The sequence below is a fragment of the Chitinolyticbacter albus genome (assembly GCF_024437655.1).
Classification (GTDB): Bacteria; Pseudomonadota; Gammaproteobacteria; order Burkholderiales; family Chitinibacteraceae; genus Chitinolyticbacter; species Chitinolyticbacter albus.
The window spans coordinates 19,455-33,976 of the sequence record NZ_JANBVF010000002.1; the positions used below are offsets into that span (position 1 = coordinate 19,455).

Below are 14,522 nucleotides of genomic sequence, written 5' to 3' on the forward strand. Positions count from 1 at the left end.
ACAAACCCCGTGCAGGAGCAACGGGGTTTGTCTCGGAACCGGCCGCCAGGCCGGCGACGGATCAGCCGTAGACCGGAAAGCGCGCAGTCAGCGCCTTCACCTTCTCGGCGACGGTAGCGAGGTTGGCTTCGTCTGCCGGATGGTCGAGCACGTCGGCAATCAGGTTGGCCACGATGATCGCCTCGGCTTCCTTGAAGCCGCGGGTGGTGATCGCCGGGGCGCCGATACGGATGCCCGAGGTTACGAACGGGCTTTCCGGATCGTTCGGGATCGCGTTCTTGTTCACGGTGATGTGCGCCTTGCCCAGCGCCGCGTCGGCGGCCTTGCCGGTCAGGCCCTTGGGGCGCAGATCGACCAGGAACACGTGCGATTCGGTGCGGCCGGAGATGATGCGCACGCCGCGCTCGGCCAGCGTCTTGGCCATGGCCTGGGCGTTCTTGATCACCTGTTCCTGGTAGGTCTTGAACTCGGGGGTCGCCGCTTCCTTGAACGCAACGGCCTTGCCGGCGATCACATGCATCAGCGGGCCGCCTTGCAGCGTCGGGAACACGTTGCTGTTCAGGCTCTTCTCGAATTCCGCCTTCGCGAGGATGATGCCGCCGCGCGGGCCGCGCAGCGTCTTGTGCGTGGTCGAGGTGACGAAATCGGCGTACGGCACCGGGTTCGGGTAGACGCCGGCGGCGATCAGGCCAGCGTAGTGCGCCATGTCGACCATGAAGTAGGCACCGACCTTGTCGGCGATCTCGCGCATGCGTGCCCAGTCGAAACGCAGCGCATAGGCCGAAGCACCGCCGATGATCAGCTTGGGCTTGGCTTCGATGGCGATGCGTTCCATCTCGTCGTAGTCGATCTCTTCGTTCTCGTTGAGACCGTAGGGCACGATGTTGAACAGCTTGCCCGACAGGTTGGCCGGCGAGCCGTGGGTCAAATGGCCGCCGTGGCCCAGGTTCATGCCCATCACGGTGTCGCCCGGCTTCAGGATGCTGAAGTACACGGCCTGGTTGGCTTGCGAGCCCGAGTGCGGTTGCACATTGGCGTACTCGGCGCCGAACAGCGCCTTCACGCGGTCGATTGCCAGTTGTTCCACCACGTCGACGTGCTCGCAACCGCCGTAGAAACGCTTGCCGGGGTAACCCTCAGCGTACTTGTTGGTCAGTTGCGAGCCCTGCGCCTCCATCACGGCCGGGCTGGTGTAGTTTTCCGAAGCGATCAGCTCGATGTGTTCGTGCTGGCGCACCACTTCACCGGCGATGGCGGCGGCGAGGTCGGGATCGTATTGGGCGATGGAGACAGACTTGGAGAACATGGGTTCCGTTTTCCGTAGGCGATTGAAAAAACTGGCGCAATTCTACCACGAGCATCGCCGAAATCGCCGTGGAATGCGGCAAGCAGCCATGAACGCCATTCATGATGCACAGCGATCGCCGGCGCGCGGCGTGCGCTTAGCCCATGCCGAGCAAGGCCCCGATCCGGATACCGCAGCGCATGCACGCGGCCGATACGCGGTGCGGGAACCCGAAGAAGCCGCGCAATTTAAGCAGTGTGTAGCACGCCAGCCGGGGCGGCTTGGCCACCCCGTGCGACGGATCGGGCATCCAGGTTGCATAAAAAAAGGCGACCTCACGGCCGCCTCTGCAACTGGGTCGGAACGCGTCAAAGCCCCTTTACCGCATAGATCGCCAGCGTGTTGCGCCAGTAGCCCTGGTAATCCATGCCGCAGCCGAACAGGAAGCGATCTTCGACCTTGAGGCCGACAAAATCAGCCGCGATGCCCGGTGCCTTGCGGTCGTGCTGCTTGTCGACCAGCACCGCCACCAGCACCTCCTTGGCCCCCTGGCGCTTGCAGAAGTCGACCACCGCTGCCAGCGTGTGCCCTTCGTCGAGGATGTCGTCGATGATGACGATGCTGCGGCCCTTCAGCTCCTCGGTCGGCGCGACCTTCCAGTTGAGTGCGCCGCCGCTGGTCTCGTGCCGGTAGCGCGTGGCATGCAGGTAAGAGCATTCCAGCGGGAAACTCAACTTGGGCAGCAGGTGGCCGGCGACGATCAGCCCGCCATTCATGATGGTGTAGACGATGGGGTTGCTGTTGGCGACGCGCGCGGTGATGGCGGCGGCCATGCGATCGAGCGCGGCATGCACCTCCGCTTCGCTGTGCAGGCAGTCGGCGTTGTCGATGATGGTGAGGGCGGCGGGCAATTCCAGCGTCATGCTTGTCTTCCGGTTCGGTCGGCTCAGTGGCCGGCAAAGTCGCAAATCGTATACAACGGGATATTCTTCTCGGCGATCAGCTTCGAGCCGCCAAGCTCGGGCAGATCGACGATGGCCGCAGCCTCGACCACCGTGGCGCCGAGGCGCTGCAGCAGCTTGGCGGCGGCGATCATGGTGCCGCCGGTGGCGACGAGGTCGTCGATCAACAACACGCGATCGCCCGGCTTGCAGGCGTCGGTGTGGATCTCAACCGTGGCCGAACCGTATTCGAGCTCGTACTCCTCGGCCTCGGTCAGGTAAGGCAGCTTACCCTTCTTGCGTATGGGCACGAAACCGAGGTTGAGCTCATACGCCACCACGGCCCCGAGGATAAAGCCGCGCGCATCGACGCCGGCGACGAAATCGAGCCGCATGCCCATATAGCGGTGGACAAAGGTATCGACCAGCAGGCGGAAGGTCTTCGGGTCCTGCAGCAGCGGGGTGATGTCGCGGAACATCACGCCCGGCTCCGGCCAATCGGGCACCGTGCGGATGCGGGACTGGATGTAGTCGGCGTAGAGCGGCAGATCGTCGGGCAGCTTTAACATGGCGGGCCTGTTGAGTAGCGCTTAGTGGAAGAAGGCGAACTTCACCACCCACAGCGCGGCGATGATCACCACGGCCGGGGTCAGGTCGCGAAAACGACCGGCCAGCGTCTTGATCACCACAAAACTGATGAAGCCGAACGCGATGCCGTCGGCGATCGAAAAGGTGAACGGCATGGCCAGCGCGGTCATCACTGCCGGCGCCGATTCGGTCAGGTCGTCCCACTCGATCTCGGCAAGGCCCCTGGCCATCAGCACCGCCACGTAGCACAGCGCGGGCGCGGTGGCATAGGCCGGCACGGTCTTCGCGAGCGGCGAGAACAACAATGCGGCCAGGAACAACAGCGCGACGACGACCGAAGTGAGGCCAGTACGCCCGCCCACGGCGGTGCCGGCGGCCGATTCGATATAGGCGGTGACCGACGAGGTGCCCATGGCCGCGCCGGCGGAAATCGTCACCGAATCGGCGAGCAGCGCGCGCTTCAAGCGCGGCAACTTGCCGTCCTTGTCGAGCAAGCCGGCGCGGTGCGACACGCCGATCAGCGTGCCGGTGGTGTCAAACAGATCAACAAAGAAGAACACGAACACCACGCCCAACAGGCCCACGTTCAACGCGCCGGCGAGGTCCATCTGCATGAAGGTCGGCGCGAGTGACGGCGGCGCGGAGAACACGCCTTCGAACTTGGACAGGCCAAACAGCACCGACAGCACGGTCACCGTGAGGATGCCGATGATGATGGAGCCGTGCACGCGGCGGTATTCCAGCGCCACGATCAGGAAGAAGCCGAAGATCGCCAGCAGCGTGGTCGGTGCGTGGATACTGCCCAAGGTCAGGTAGGTCTCCGGGTGCGGCGCGATCACGCCGGCATTTTTCAGCGCGATGATGGCAAGGAAGAAGCCGACACCGGCCGAGATCGCAAACTTCAGCGACCGCGGAATGGCGTTGACCATGGCTTCCCGCACCTTGAAGAGGCTCACCGCGAGGAAAATGATGCCGGAAATGAACACGGCCCCCAGCGCCACCTGCCAGCTCACCCCCATACCCTTGACCACGGTGAAGGTGAAATAGGCGTTGAGGCCCATGCCCGGCGCCAACGCGATCGGGTAGTTGGCGACAAGACCCATGATGGCGGTGCCAAGCGCCGCGGCAAGGCAGGTCGCGGCAAATACCGCGCTGAAATCCATGCCGGTGGCGGACAGGATCGAGGGGTTGACGAAGATGATGTAGGCCATCGTCAGGAACGTGGTGAAACCGGCCAGAACCTCGGTCCTGACGTCGGTGCCATGTTCCTTCAGCTTGAAGAACGATTCCAGCATGCAAGGCTCCCTGAGATCGACAAACGATCGATAGTTATTGGTTCTGGTTATCCGCCACGCTAGACGCCGAAGTTGGCGAGCGCAAGCACGCCGAGCACGGTGAACATTGCTGCGGCGGCAAAGCGGACATAGCGCAGGAGATGCAGCCGGTCGCTGATCCACTGGCCCAGCCATACCGCCGGCACGTTGGCGATCATCATGCCGAGCGTAGTGCCGACCACCACCATCCACAGCGGCGCATACTTGATGGCCAGCGCCACGGTGGCGACCTGCGTCTTGTCGCCGATCTCGGCGAGGAAAAAGGCGATGGCGGTAGCGATAAAGGCACCGTAGGGCTGGACCTCGGAATCGCCTTCATCCACCTCGTCGGGGATACAGGCCCAGGCCGCGATGGCCAGGAAGCCGATACCGATCATCCAGCGCAGCACATCGGCGTTGACGAAGTGGGCGACCCACTGGCCGACCCAGCCTGCAGCGAAATGATTGAGGATGGTGGCGACGAAGATGCCGGCCACGATGGGCCAGGGGCGGCGGAACCGGGCAGCGAGGATCAGGGCCAGTAGCTGGGTCTTGTCGCCGATTTCAGCGAGAGCGACCACACCGGTCGAAACGAGGAAGGCATCCATGCGGGGCATACTCCGGCGGTGGGCAACGCGAGGCCATGCCACACGGCCCACCCAGAGCGTGCGTGCATGGTCCTCAGGTCTTGCCTAGCCTCGCAGACTGCGAGGCCGGATGCGCCATGGGCTGCGGCCCAAGTATGTTGACGCATCCCCCGCGGCGACTGGCGCGCGGGCGGCTACTCCCCCGAAGGGCAAAAGCGGGCAGTCTACCGGCGCTTCCTTACAACGGCAATCGCGGACTTTGCCTATGGTCAACGTTTCAATTGTTCGCGCGCGTGCTGCAGCACGCCGGCGCAACCGTCCTCGACCAGATCGAGCACGTGCTCGAAGCCTTCAGGCCCGCCGTAGTACGGATCCGGCACTTCACGCTCGCCATGCCGTGTGGCGAACTCGAGGAACAGCCTGACCTTGTGGCGATGCTCGGCCGGGCAACGCCGTTGCAGGATGGAATATTGTCCCTCGTCCATCGCCAGGATCAGATCGAAATGGCGGTAGTCGTCGGCACAGACCTCGCGCGCGCGCAGGCTGGATAAATCATAGCCACGACGCTGGGCGTGCGACTGCGCACGGCGATCCGGCGCCTCGCCGACGTGGTAGTCGTGCGTACCGACCGAATCGACTTCGATCTCGCCCGCCAGCCCCGCCGCCTCGACCAGATGCCGCATCACGCCATCGGCGGTCGGGCTGCGACAGATATTGCCGGTGCACACCATCAGAATTGCGTAGCGCTGCATCGTCATTTCCTGCTGTGGTGCAAAACCGTGATTGTAACCGCAGCCCAAAGCGCACCCTAATCCAGCCAGCGCAGCAAGGTGGAGGGCGCCTGCGCGCAGCAGCCTTGGCACGATTTGCCGGCGCAACCGCTGCCGGTGTGGGCCAGCTGCAGCTTGCCGCGCCCCGCCCAGTCCTCGGCCATACGCTCCACGGCGGACACCTCGACGCCGAAGTGCAGCGCCACCTGCGCCGCGGCGATGGTGCCGCGGCCTTGCAGGTATACCTTCAGTTCAAGCAAACCCATGATTCATGCCTCCATGGCGCGTGGCAACCGGATCAGGCGCGGCAACGCGATCAACGCGGCACACCCGCCCATGCACAGGCCCACCGCCAGCCAGCCTTGCCAGGCCATGACCCCGAAGCTGGCCAGTTGGTAGTAGCTGCTGGCAACGCCGTAGCCGACGGCAAAGGTCCAGACCGCAGCGAACAGTGACCAGCGCACGCCGAGCTCCACCCGTATCGCCCCCAGCGCGGCAAGGCAAGGCGTATAGAGCAGGATGAGCAGCAGGTAGGCAAACGCGCCGACGGCGCCATCGAAGCGCGCCTGCATCGCGGCGAAGGTGGACACCGACGCCTCGAGCGCGCTGGCCGCCTCAGCCTGGTTAGTCAGATCGCCGACGGACAGCCCCAGCGGATCGGCCAACTTGTCGACGAGGCCTGCAAGATTGTCCGGCACCGTCTGCCAGGCCGCCTGCAAGCGCGCGCCAAGCACAAAGGCCTCGTCGCCTGCGGGCTCGGGGGTATACAGCGCATTCAGCGTGCCGACCACCGCTTCCTTGGCCAGCACGCCGGTGAACAGGCCTACCGCCGCCTGCCAGTTATCGGGCTCGATGCCAAGCGGGGAGAAAGCCGGGGCGATGGTCTGGCCGACTGCAGCCAGCACCGACTGCTCGCTGTCCTCGTGCCCCAGGCTGCCATCGGTACCGAGGGTATTGAGGAGGGTCAGCACCATGACCATGGGCACGATGATGCGCCCGGCGCCCGCCACGAAATCACGCAGCCGCTGCATCGCGCGACGGACGATGACCATGGGCCGGGGCAGGTGATAGAGCGGCAGCTCCATCACCAGCGGCGTCCCGTCGCCGGGCAGCAGGCTGCGGCGCAGCAGCCACGCGGTGGCCACGGCGCAGGCGATGCCGACGAGGTAGAGCGCGAACACCACGTTCTGCCCGCTCGCGGGAAAGAACGCCGCGGCGAACAGCGTATACACGGGCAGGCGTGCGCCGCAGGACATGAAGGGCGCCATCATCGCGGTGAGGATACGGTCGCGCCGGTTTTCCAGCGTGCGCGTCGCCATGATGGCGGGCACGTTGCAGCCGAAACCGATCAGCAAGGGCACGAAGGCCTTGCCCGGCAGCCCCAGCGCGCGCATCGCGCGATCCATCACGAAGGCGGCGCGCGCCATGTAGCCGCTGTCCTCCAGCGCGGAGAGGATCAAATACAGGCTGGCGATCACCGGAACAAAGGTCGCCACGGTCTGGATGCCGCTGCCCGCCCCGCGCTGCAGCACGATCAGCCAAGCCGGCGCATTCCAGCTGGCCAGCACGCTGGCCGGACCGTCGACCAGCAGCGCCCCGAAGCCCTGGTCGAACACATCGATCAAGGCGCTGCCGACATCGATGGTGAACAGGAACATCAAATACATCACGCCCAGGAACACCGGCAATCCCAACCAGCGATTGAGCACCACCCGGTCGATGCGTTCAGTTGCCGAGCGCGAGGCCTGCCCCAGCACGCGGCGCGCGGCACGGCAGGCCTCGCCGGCGAAGCGGTAACGCGCATCGGCGATCAGGATATCGGCATCCACATCGTCGGCTGCGGCAATCCGGGCCTGCACCTTGGCCACCAGCGGCAACAGCGCCGGGTGATCCTGCTCGGCCAGCGAGTCGCCCTCCAGCAATTGCAGGGCGGTGCGCGCGGCGTGTTCCCCTGCTTCGGGCAGCAGGCCGGCCAGCGCGGTGATGCCCGTGCGCGCCGACGCCGGCAAATCGAGCGTGATACGCGGCGCGGCCGCGGTGCCCAGCACGACGGCCGCCTTCAGCTCGCGGATGCCGTGGCGGCGTGCGGCGGAAATGGCCAGCACCGGGCAACCCAGTTGCCGCGCCAGCGCGTCGCTATCGATCTCGACGCCGGCCGCGGTCGCGACATCCACCATATTGAGCACCAGCATCAGCGGCACGCCGAGCTCGAGCAGTTGCGTGGTCAGGTAGAGATTACGTTCCAGATTCGCCGCGTCGACGATATTGACGACCAGATCGGCCCCGCCCTCGCGGATGAAATCGCGCGCCACGCGCTCGTCGGCAGCGCCTTCGCCAGCGGCGTTGAGCGTGTACAAGCCGGGTAGATCGATGATCTCGACCTGCACCCCTTCGTGGCGCAGCACGCCACTCTTGCGCTCGACGGTCACCCCGGGCCAGTTCCCCACCTGCTGGCGGCTACCGGTCAGCACATTGAACAAAGTGGTCTTGCCGCAATTGGGATTGCCGATCAGCGCCACCCGGCGCGGCGCACTCATGACACGGCCTCGACCAGCAGCATCGCCGCCTCATGCTTGCGCAGGCTGAGCGTATAGCCGCGTACCGTGATCTCGTAGGGGTCGCCCAGCGGTGCCACCCGCACCACGGTAAACCCCGTCCCCGGCATCACCCCCATCGCCAACAAGCGCTGCCGGTACGCCTTGTACCCGGGCCCGAACGCCAACACCGTTCCCCGCTCGCCTGACTTCATTGCCGATAGTTGCATGATCGCCACCCTAACTGATAGTGGTTCTCATTTTGTACCCGGCTGCAATACCGGCATTGATCGATATCAATGTGGAAGGCATCGCGTGATCACGGAAAATCACGTCGCCCACCTGCGCACGCGGGCAGCGACGGAGAGCGGAAACGAAAAAGCCGGCGCAAGGCCGGCTGGTTCGGTAGCAACGATCAGATGTCGCCAGGTGAGTGGTGGAGCTAAGCGGGATCGAACCGCTGACCTCTTGCATGCCATGCAAGCGCTCTCCCAGCTGAGCTATAGCCCCACGATGCTGGAGTCGATACGACAAGTGTCGGACCAACGTATTGGCGTCCCCACGGGGATTCGAACCCCGGTTATCGCCGTGAAAGGGCGGTGTCCTAGGCCTCTAGACGATGGGGACTGAGGCGACGTTGCTTCATACCGACAACAACGTGACATATAGGTGGCGCACCCGGAGCGATTCGAACGCCCGACCCTCTGGTTCGTAGCCAGATACTCTCTCCAACTGAGCTTCGGGTGCGCAGCAAACTTTCCTGGTGGGCCGATACCGCCAGCCCTAGCCAAGATAACTTGGCGTCCCCACGGGGATTCGAACCCCGGTTATCGCCGGGAAAGGGCGGTGTCCTAGGCCTCGAGACGATGGGGACTGAGGCGACGGTGCTTCATACCGACAACCACGTGACATATAGGTGGCGCACCCGGAGCGATTCGAACGCCCGACCCTCTGGTTCGTAGCCAGATACTCTATCCAACTGAGCTACGGGTGCGCAGCAAACTTTACTGGTGGGCCGATACCGCCAGCCCTTGCCAAGATAACTTGGCGTCCCCACGGGGATTCGAACCCCGGTTATCGCCGTGAAAGGGCGGTGTCCTAGGCCTCTAGACGATGGGGACGTCTAACACTTTCAGAATCAAATCGGTCGCCGAAGCGACCGACTCTGGGATCTTGGTGGAGCTAAGCGGGATCGAACCGCTGACCTCTTGCATGCCATGCAAGCGCTCTCCCAGCTGAGCTATAGCCCCGAAAGAGATGCGCATCTTAGACGCGCCCTCCTACCCCGTCAAGCGATTCCTGCAGATTTTTTGCAGTCCGCGCTTACCAGGGCGCCCACCATGCACGGTCTTCCAGGAAATCGGAATCCAGCACCGAGCTGTTGGGATAGTTCTGGGTCAATATGCGCTTGGTATCGTCGCGCAGCTCGTTCAGCCCCAGCTTGTCGTAGGCGCGCACCATCATGCCCAACGCCGGCTCGACCTGCTTGGTATTGGTATAGGTCTCGATCAGATACTTGCCACGGTTGGCCGCGGCCAGATAGGCGCCGCGCTTGTAATAGTACTTGGCGACGTGCAACTCGTAGTTGGCGAGCGCGCCGATCAGATACCCCATGCGCGCCTCGGCATCGCCCACGTACCGGCTCTCGGGGAAACGGGTGACCAGTTGCTTGAAGCTCTCAAACGAATCGCGCGCCGCCTGCGGATCGCGCTCGGACATGTCCTGCTTGGCCATCCACGACAAAAAGCCCTGGGCTTCGTTGAAGTGGACGAGCCCGCGCAGATAGAGCGCGTAATCCATCGACGGATGCGCCGGATATTGCTTGATGAAGCGATCAATGGCCGACAGCGCTAGCAGCGGCTCCTGATCCTTGTAATGGTTGTACGCCGATTCCAGCATCGCCTGCTGGGCGTGACGACCGTACGGATAACGCGCCTCGAGCTTCTCCAAGAGCTTGTTCGAAGCCTCGTAGTTCTTGTCAGCCTGCTCGGCCTTGGCCTGCGCATAGAGCTTCTCGGCTGACCAGCCGCGTGTTTCGTCCTGTTCGGTGGGGGTGGAGGAACAACCGGCGATCAGGACAGCTGCAATCGAGGCGGCAAGGAAACGCGGTAGAATCTGGTTCATGATGCATTCCGAAATCGAATCCGACGATTATAACGAGTTCGCCGATACCCGTGTCCTGACTGCACCAGGCGAAATCGCCGGTGAGCGACTGGACGCCGCATTGGCCAGACTCCTTCCCGAGTTTTCGCGCAGCCGCCTTGCCGGCTGGATCAAGGATGGTCGTGTCACCGTCGACGGCGCACCGGCCAGCCCCAAGACCAAACTATGGGGCGGAGAAACGCTGACCGTCGACACCGAACCCAATCCCGAGGAAGTGGCATTCCAGCCCGAGGATGTGCCGCTGGACGTGCTCTACGAGGACGATACCGTCCTCGTGATCAACAAGCCTGCCGGTCTCGTCGTCCACCCCGGCAGTGGCAACTGGTCCGGCACCGTGCTCAACGGCCTGCTGTATCGCTATCCGGAACTGAAGGCCGTGCCGCGCGCCGGCATCGTCCATCGCCTGGACAAGGACACCAGTGGCCTGATGGTGGTGGCACGCACGCTGGCCGCGCAGCATCACTTGGTCCAGCAGTTGCAGGCGCGCAGCGTCAAGCGCCACTACCTGGCCATCGCGCAGGGGCTCGTCAGGGCCGACGGCAAGGTCGACGCCCCCATCGGCCGCCATCCGCGCGAACGCATCAAGATGGCGGTGACCGGCAACGGCAAGCCCGCCGTCACCCACTATCGCGTGCTGGAACGGTTTTCCGCGCATACGCTGATCGAATGCCGACTGGAAACGGGGCGCACCCACCAGATCCGGGTACATCTGGCGCACATCGGCCATCCGCTCGCCGCCGATCCGGTCTACGGCGGCCGGCCCAAGCTGTTCGCGCCCGAGATCATGCTGGCGCTGGAAGGCTTTGCCCGGCAGGCCTTGCACGCCAAGAAGCTGTCTCTGGTGCACCCCTTGAGCGGCAAGACCATGACCTGGCGCGCGCCGCTGCCCGAGGATTTCGAGCTGCTTATCGCCGCGTTGCGCGCCGAGCAGGGCCTCTCCGAAGAGGATTGGGACGACGACTGGGACGACGACGACGAGGATGGCGTCGAGGTGGTCTATGTCCGCGACTGACACCCTGCCCGTGCTCGTTCCCGACTGGCCGGCGCCGGCGCGCGTGCGCGCCTTGGTCACCACGCGGGCGGGCGGCGTCAGCGCCAAGCCGTTCGATACGCTAAACCTGGGCGACCACGTGGACGACGTTCCGGCATATGTCGCAGAAAACCGCCGGCGCGTTGCGGCGTTGCTGCCCGGTGAACCGCTGTGGCTCACGCAGGTGCATGGCACCCGCGTGGCCGATGCGGCAATCGAGACGAGCGGCGCGCAAGCCGATGCGGCGATCGCCCGGCAAGCGCGTGCCGTCTGCGCCATCATGACTGCGGACTGCCTGCCCGTGCTGCTGTGCGATCGCGCTGGTACCGTGGTCGGCGCGGCGCACGCCGGCTGGCGCGGGCTCTGCGATGGTGTGATCGAAGCCACGGTGACGGCCATGGGCCAACCCGGCGAGACCTTGCTTGCGTGGCTGGGGCCCGCCATCGGCCCCGCCGCCTTCGAGGTGGGCGACGAGGTGCGCGCCGCCTTCGTGGCCCGGGACGCCGCAGCCGCAGCCGCCTTCAAGCCGGGCGCGCAGCCCGGAAAATGGTGGGCGGGTATCTATCAGCTGGCCCGGCAGCGCCTGGCCCGGTTGGGAGTCCATGCCGTGTATGGCGGCGAGCTCTGCACGGTCAGCGACCACGAACGGTTCTTTTCCTATCGCCGGGATGGCCGCACCGGTCGCATGGCCTCGCTGATCTGGCTGGAAGACTGAACGTCACGGGGCTGGGGCAGGCCACCGCATGCGTATGGCTGTATCGATTAGCCGAATACCCAACAGCAAGGCCGCTGATACGCCGATCCGCCACAAAGTTGCATTTGCACGTATACTCTCGGCCTTCGCCACCTGCCCCTCATCGCCCCTCCCATGAGCACCCTGAGCTGGATCATCACCGCAAGCCTCTTGGGCAGCCTGCTGAGCGTTGCCGCTGCCAGCGGTATCGCGTATCTGGCCAAGCCGCACTGGGTACCCAAGCTGGTGAGCTTTGCGGTTGGCGCGCTGCTGGCGGCGGTGTTCCTGGAAATCCTGCCGCACGCGCTCGGCGAGCATGGCCACGAGCATGCAAGCACACCCACCGTGAGTGCCAGCACGGAACACGATCATGTCGACGGCGAGCGTGACCACGACCACGCCGAAGCCGCGCCAACCGAGGCCGTGGCCCACGCCCTGGAAGGCGGGGGCGCCAGCGTCGCCGCGGTATCGGCCACGCTGCTCGCCGGCATCCTGCTCTTTTTCGTGCTGGAAAAACTGGTGATCTGGCGCCACTGCCATCACGACGAATGCGAAGCGCACGATGGTCAAGAACATCACGATGACCATGCGGGCCATGGGCATGCTCATGGGCACGGACACGGCGAGCACGGCCGGGCCGGTGCCATGATCATGATCGGCGACACCTTCCACAACTTCCTCGACGGCGCCGTCATCGCCGCCGCCTTCATGGCCGATACCTCCGTCGGCATCGCCACCGCACTGGCCATCATCGCGCACGAGATTCCGCAGGAAGTGGGCGACTTCATCGTGCTGCTGCATTCGGGTTACAGCAAGGCCAAGGCGCTGCTGTTCAATGTCGTGTCGTCGCTGGCAGCGCTGGTCGGCGGCCTGCTCGCCTATTTCTCGCTGCAAACGGTGCAGCAACTGCAGCCCTACATTCTGGCGCTGGGCGCCGCCAGCCTGATCTATGTCGCCATCGCCGACCTGATTCCGGGCCTGCACAAGCGCACCCGGCTCTCGGACACCGTGCAGCAGGTGGCGCTGATTGCGGCCGGCGTGCTGCTGATCGCCCTGCCCCATCTGTTTCTGCCACACTGAATCAGCGCCGGACGGCAAGCGCCCGGCCTCGTGGTAAGCTCGACAGCAGCTCAACTTCGCCGGCTGTCATGTTCCGCTCACGACCTGGACTGATCACCCTCGCACTGCGCAGCCTCGTGCTGCGCGGCAACCCCATCGAACACTGGCCGGCCTCGCTATTCTGGCTGATCTGGCTGACCGTGCTGTCGCTCAGCGCGGAGATCGCCGTGCTGATCTGGTGGCGCGGCTACCCCGGCGAGATCAACGTCTTCGCCTTGCCGGCGGCGCTGATGCCGCTGCTGTGGCTGCTGCTGGTCGGCCAATGGTTCGGGCCGCGCGAGCAGCGTTGGGCGCAACGGCTGCCGGTGATGTGGATGGCCCTGTCGCTGCTGCTGCTGCCGCTGTGGGTCGGCGGGTACGAGTTGCTGCGGCAGCCTTGGTGGGACGGCCGTGCAGCCCAGCTGTGGCGCTATCGCTTGTCATGGACGCTGGTGTTGCTGCCGTACTGCTGGCTGGGTCTCGCGCTGCTGCGCCAGCTGTGGCGCAGCGGGCGACTGCGCGCGCTGGTGACCACCTTGATCGCGGTCGGCGGACTCGTGGGCTTCCAGCTCTATTACCCCGAATCGCCGCTCTGGTTGGCCGATGCGCAGGATACCCAGGACGTCGCCGAACCGGTCGCCCCGACACCGCCGCTCCCCGAAACCGCGCTGTTCTTTCGCCAACCCGAGCTGCTGCACCAGGCGCTGAACCAGCTGACGCCGGAAGTGCCCGGCGCCGTCGATGTCTACACCATCGCCGTGGCAGGCTTCGGTGGCCAGACGGTGTTCCTGCGCGAGGCCGAGGCTGCGCGCCAGCGCTTCGCCGATCCGCACGGCGGGCGGGATGTGCTACTCGCCAACGCCGCCGCCAGCGCCGATCGCCGGCCCATGGCCAGCCGCGACACCCTGGCAGCCACGATCCGCGAGGTCGGTCGGTTGATGAATCCCGCCGAGGACATGCTGGTGCTCTATCTCACCAGCCATGGCGGCGAGGATCACGCGTTCAGCCTGTCCTATCCCGAGCTGGAGCTCGCCCCGATCACGCCGCAATGGCTGGCCGAAACGCTCAAATCAGCAGGAATACGCTGGAAGCTGGTCGCCGTTTCCGCCTGTTATTCCGGCGGTTATCTCAAACCGCTGGCCGATCCCTACAGCGCTGTAGTGACTGCCGCCGATGCCAAGCACACCTCGTTCGGCTGCTCGGACAACGAGGAATACACCTACTTCGGCCGCGCCTTCATCGTCGATGCGCTGGGTAAGGAGGCGCGACTGCAGCCCGCGTTCAACGCCGCCAAGGCCGCCATCCTCAAACGCGAAGCCGCCGAGGAGTACGAGCACTCCAATCCGCAGCTCGCCCTCGGCGCCGAGTTTGCGCGGCGCTTTCCCGTGCTTCCATTACGCCGCGGCCCGCTCGCACCAGCCGAGCGCTGAACCGCCACCGGCGGCAGCGCGCGTGTAGCAGCCTCACACGCAGGAGGCGC

General features: G+C 65.0%; 14 protein-coding genes, 7 tRNA genes and 1 riboswitch. Of the genes, 4 read left to right on the forward strand and 17 right to left on the reverse strand.

Annotation, left to right across the window (positions count from 1 at the left end; translation table 11 throughout):
• Positions 1 to 61 precede the first annotated feature (61 nt).
• The 17 genes from glyA to NLI84_RS01790 all read right to left on the reverse strand — a co-directional run bounded on the left by glyA (position 62) and on the right by NLI84_RS01790 (position 10,142).
• Complete coding sequence (glyA, locus tag NLI84_RS01710) at positions 62 to 1,306, reverse strand: serine hydroxymethyltransferase (protein ID WP_255987752.1); 1,245 nt, start codon at positions 1,304 to 1,306, stop codon at positions 62 to 64.
• A 347-nt stretch (positions 1,307 to 1,653) separates the two neighbouring features.
• Entirely contained in the window at positions 1,654 to 2,208 is a 555-nt protein-coding gene (locus NLI84_RS01715) for a hypoxanthine-guanine phosphoribosyltransferase (protein ID WP_255987754.1), read from the reverse strand.
• Between the two features lie 23 nt (positions 2,209 to 2,231).
• Positions 2,232 to 2,795, reverse strand: a complete 564-nt coding sequence (locus tag NLI84_RS01720) for an adenine phosphoribosyltransferase (protein WP_255987755.1) — start codon at positions 2,793 to 2,795, stop codon at positions 2,232 to 2,234.
• Between the two features lie 21 nt (positions 2,796 to 2,816).
• Positions 2,817 to 4,109 carry an NCS2 family permease gene (locus NLI84_RS01725; RefSeq protein WP_255987756.1) on the reverse strand — a complete coding sequence of 431 codons (1,293 nt, stop codon included), beginning with the start codon at positions 4,107 to 4,109 and terminating at the stop codon, positions 2,817 to 2,819.
• 59 nt (positions 4,110 to 4,168) lie between these two features.
• Entirely contained in the window at positions 4,169 to 4,735 is a 567-nt protein-coding gene (locus tag NLI84_RS01730; RefSeq protein WP_255987757.1) for a TMEM165/GDT1 family protein, read from the reverse strand.
• Positions 4,736 to 4,821: 86 nt separating this feature from the next.
• Positions 4,822 to 4,923: riboswitch (yybP-ykoY riboswitch) on the reverse strand.
• A 60-nt stretch (positions 4,924 to 4,983) separates the two neighbouring features.
• Positions 4,984 to 5,466 (reverse strand): low molecular weight protein-tyrosine-phosphatase, encoded by a 483-nt coding sequence (locus NLI84_RS01735; RefSeq protein ID WP_255987759.1) that lies wholly within the window; start codon positions 5,464 to 5,466, stop codon positions 4,984 to 4,986.
• 56 nt (positions 5,467 to 5,522) lie between these two features.
• On the reverse strand, positions 5,523 to 5,750 hold the full coding sequence (locus tag NLI84_RS01740; RefSeq protein ID WP_255987760.1) for a FeoC-like transcriptional regulator: 228 nt from the start codon (positions 5,748 to 5,750) through the stop codon (positions 5,523 to 5,525).
• Between the two features lie 3 nt (positions 5,751 to 5,753).
• Positions 5,754 to 8,021 carry a Fe(2+) transporter permease subunit FeoB gene (gene feoB, locus NLI84_RS01745; RefSeq protein ID WP_255987761.1) on the reverse strand — a complete coding sequence of 756 codons (2,268 nt, stop codon included), beginning with the start codon at positions 8,019 to 8,021 and terminating at the stop codon, positions 5,754 to 5,756.
• Positions 8,018 to 8,248 carry a FeoA family protein gene (locus NLI84_RS01750; RefSeq protein WP_255987764.1) on the reverse strand — a complete coding sequence of 77 codons (231 nt, stop codon included), beginning with the start codon at positions 8,246 to 8,248 and terminating at the stop codon, positions 8,018 to 8,020. The genes feoB and NLI84_RS01750 overlap by 4 nt, the downstream gene beginning before the upstream one ends.
• Before the next feature lie 204 nt (positions 8,249 to 8,452).
• Positions 8,453 to 8,528 (reverse strand) — tRNA-Ala (locus NLI84_RS01755).
• Between the two features lie 41 nt (positions 8,529 to 8,569).
• Positions 8,570 to 8,645: transfer RNA gene (locus tag NLI84_RS01760), tRNA-Glu, on the reverse strand.
• Positions 8,646 to 8,688: 43 nt separating this feature from the next.
• A tRNA-Arg gene (locus tag NLI84_RS01765) sits at positions 8,689 to 8,765 on the reverse strand.
• 51 nt (positions 8,766 to 8,816) lie between these two features.
• Positions 8,817 to 8,892 (reverse strand) — tRNA-Glu (locus NLI84_RS01770).
• A 43-nt stretch (positions 8,893 to 8,935) separates the two neighbouring features.
• A tRNA-Arg gene (locus NLI84_RS01775) sits at positions 8,936 to 9,012 on the reverse strand.
• A gap of 51 nt (positions 9,013 to 9,063) precedes the next feature.
• Positions 9,064 to 9,139, reverse strand: a tRNA-Glu gene (locus NLI84_RS01780).
• A 53-nt stretch (positions 9,140 to 9,192) separates the two neighbouring features.
• Positions 9,193 to 9,268 (reverse strand) — tRNA-Ala (locus NLI84_RS01785).
• Between the two features lie 73 nt (positions 9,269 to 9,341).
• Positions 9,342 to 10,142, reverse strand: a complete 801-nt coding sequence (locus NLI84_RS01790) for an outer membrane protein assembly factor BamD (protein WP_255987765.1) — start codon at positions 10,140 to 10,142, stop codon at positions 9,342 to 9,344.
• Between NLI84_RS01790 and rluD the strand changes: the two genes are divergently transcribed.
• The 4 genes from rluD to NLI84_RS01810 all read left to right on the forward strand — a co-directional run bounded on the left by rluD (position 10,141) and on the right by NLI84_RS01810 (position 14,472).
• A complete protein-coding gene (gene rluD, locus NLI84_RS01795) occupies positions 10,141 to 11,193 on the forward strand; it encodes a 23S rRNA pseudouridine(1911/1915/1917) synthase RluD (protein ID WP_255987767.1) in 1,053 nt (350 codons plus the stop codon). The genes NLI84_RS01790 and rluD overlap by 2 nt on opposite strands.
• A complete protein-coding gene (pgeF, locus tag NLI84_RS01800; RefSeq protein WP_255987768.1) occupies positions 11,180 to 11,926 on the forward strand; it encodes a peptidoglycan editing factor PgeF in 747 nt (248 codons plus the stop codon). Before rluD ends, pgeF begins: the two co-directional genes overlap by 14 nt.
• Positions 11,927 to 12,079: 153 nt before the next feature.
• Positions 12,080 to 13,024, forward strand: a complete 945-nt coding sequence (locus tag NLI84_RS01805) for a ZIP family metal transporter (protein ID WP_255987769.1) — start codon at positions 12,080 to 12,082, stop codon at positions 13,022 to 13,024.
• A 68-nt stretch (positions 13,025 to 13,092) separates the two neighbouring features.
• Positions 13,093 to 14,472 carry a C13 family peptidase gene (locus NLI84_RS01810; protein ID WP_255987770.1) on the forward strand — a complete coding sequence of 460 codons (1,380 nt, stop codon included), beginning with the start codon at positions 13,093 to 13,095 and terminating at the stop codon, positions 14,470 to 14,472.
• Positions 14,473 to 14,522 lie beyond the last annotated feature (50 nt).

Bases quoted from the DNA above. Each gene is read 5' to 3' on its own strand.
- glyA (WP_255987752.1), bottom strand. From the start codon at position 1,306: ATGTTCTCCAAGTCTGTCTCCATCGCCCAATACGATCCCGACCTCGCC.
- NLI84_RS01715 (WP_255987754.1), bottom strand. From the start codon at position 2,208: ATGACGCTGGAATTGCCCGCCGCCCTCACCATCATCGACAACGCCGAC.
- NLI84_RS01720 (WP_255987755.1), bottom strand. From the start codon at position 2,795: ATGTTAAAGCTGCCCGACGATCTGCCGCTCTACGCCGACTACATCCAG.
- NLI84_RS01725 (WP_255987756.1), bottom strand. From the start codon at position 4,109: ATGCTGGAATCGTTCTTCAAGCTGAAGGAACATGGCACCGACGTCAGG.
- NLI84_RS01730 (WP_255987757.1), bottom strand. From the start codon at position 4,735: ATGGATGCCTTCCTCGTTTCGACCGGTGTGGTCGCTCTCGCTGAAATC.
- NLI84_RS01735 (WP_255987759.1), bottom strand. From the start codon at position 5,466: ATGCAGCGCTACGCAATTCTGATGGTGTGCACCGGCAATATCTGTCGC.
- NLI84_RS01740 (WP_255987760.1), bottom strand. From the start codon at position 5,750: ATGGGTTTGCTTGAACTGAAGGTATACCTGCAAGGCCGCGGCACCATC.
- feoB (WP_255987761.1), bottom strand. From the start codon at position 8,021: ATGAGTGCGCCGCGCCGGGTGGCGCTGATCGGCAATCCCAATTGCGGC.
- NLI84_RS01750 (WP_255987764.1), bottom strand. From the start codon at position 8,248: ATGCAACTATCGGCAATGAAGTCAGGCGAGCGGGGAACGGTGTTGGCG.
- rluD (WP_255987767.1), top strand. From the start codon at position 10,141: ATGATGCATTCCGAAATCGAATCCGACGATTATAACGAGTTCGCCGAT.
- NLI84_RS01790 (WP_255987765.1), bottom strand. From the start codon at position 10,142: ATGAACCAGATTCTACCGCGTTTCCTTGCCGCCTCGATTGCAGCTGTC.
- pgeF (WP_255987768.1), top strand. From the start codon at position 11,180: ATGTCCGCGACTGACACCCTGCCCGTGCTCGTTCCCGACTGGCCGGCG.
- NLI84_RS01805 (WP_255987769.1), top strand. From the start codon at position 12,080: ATGAGCACCCTGAGCTGGATCATCACCGCAAGCCTCTTGGGCAGCCTG.
- NLI84_RS01810 (WP_255987770.1), top strand. From the start codon at position 13,093: ATGTTCCGCTCACGACCTGGACTGATCACCCTCGCACTGCGCAGCCTC.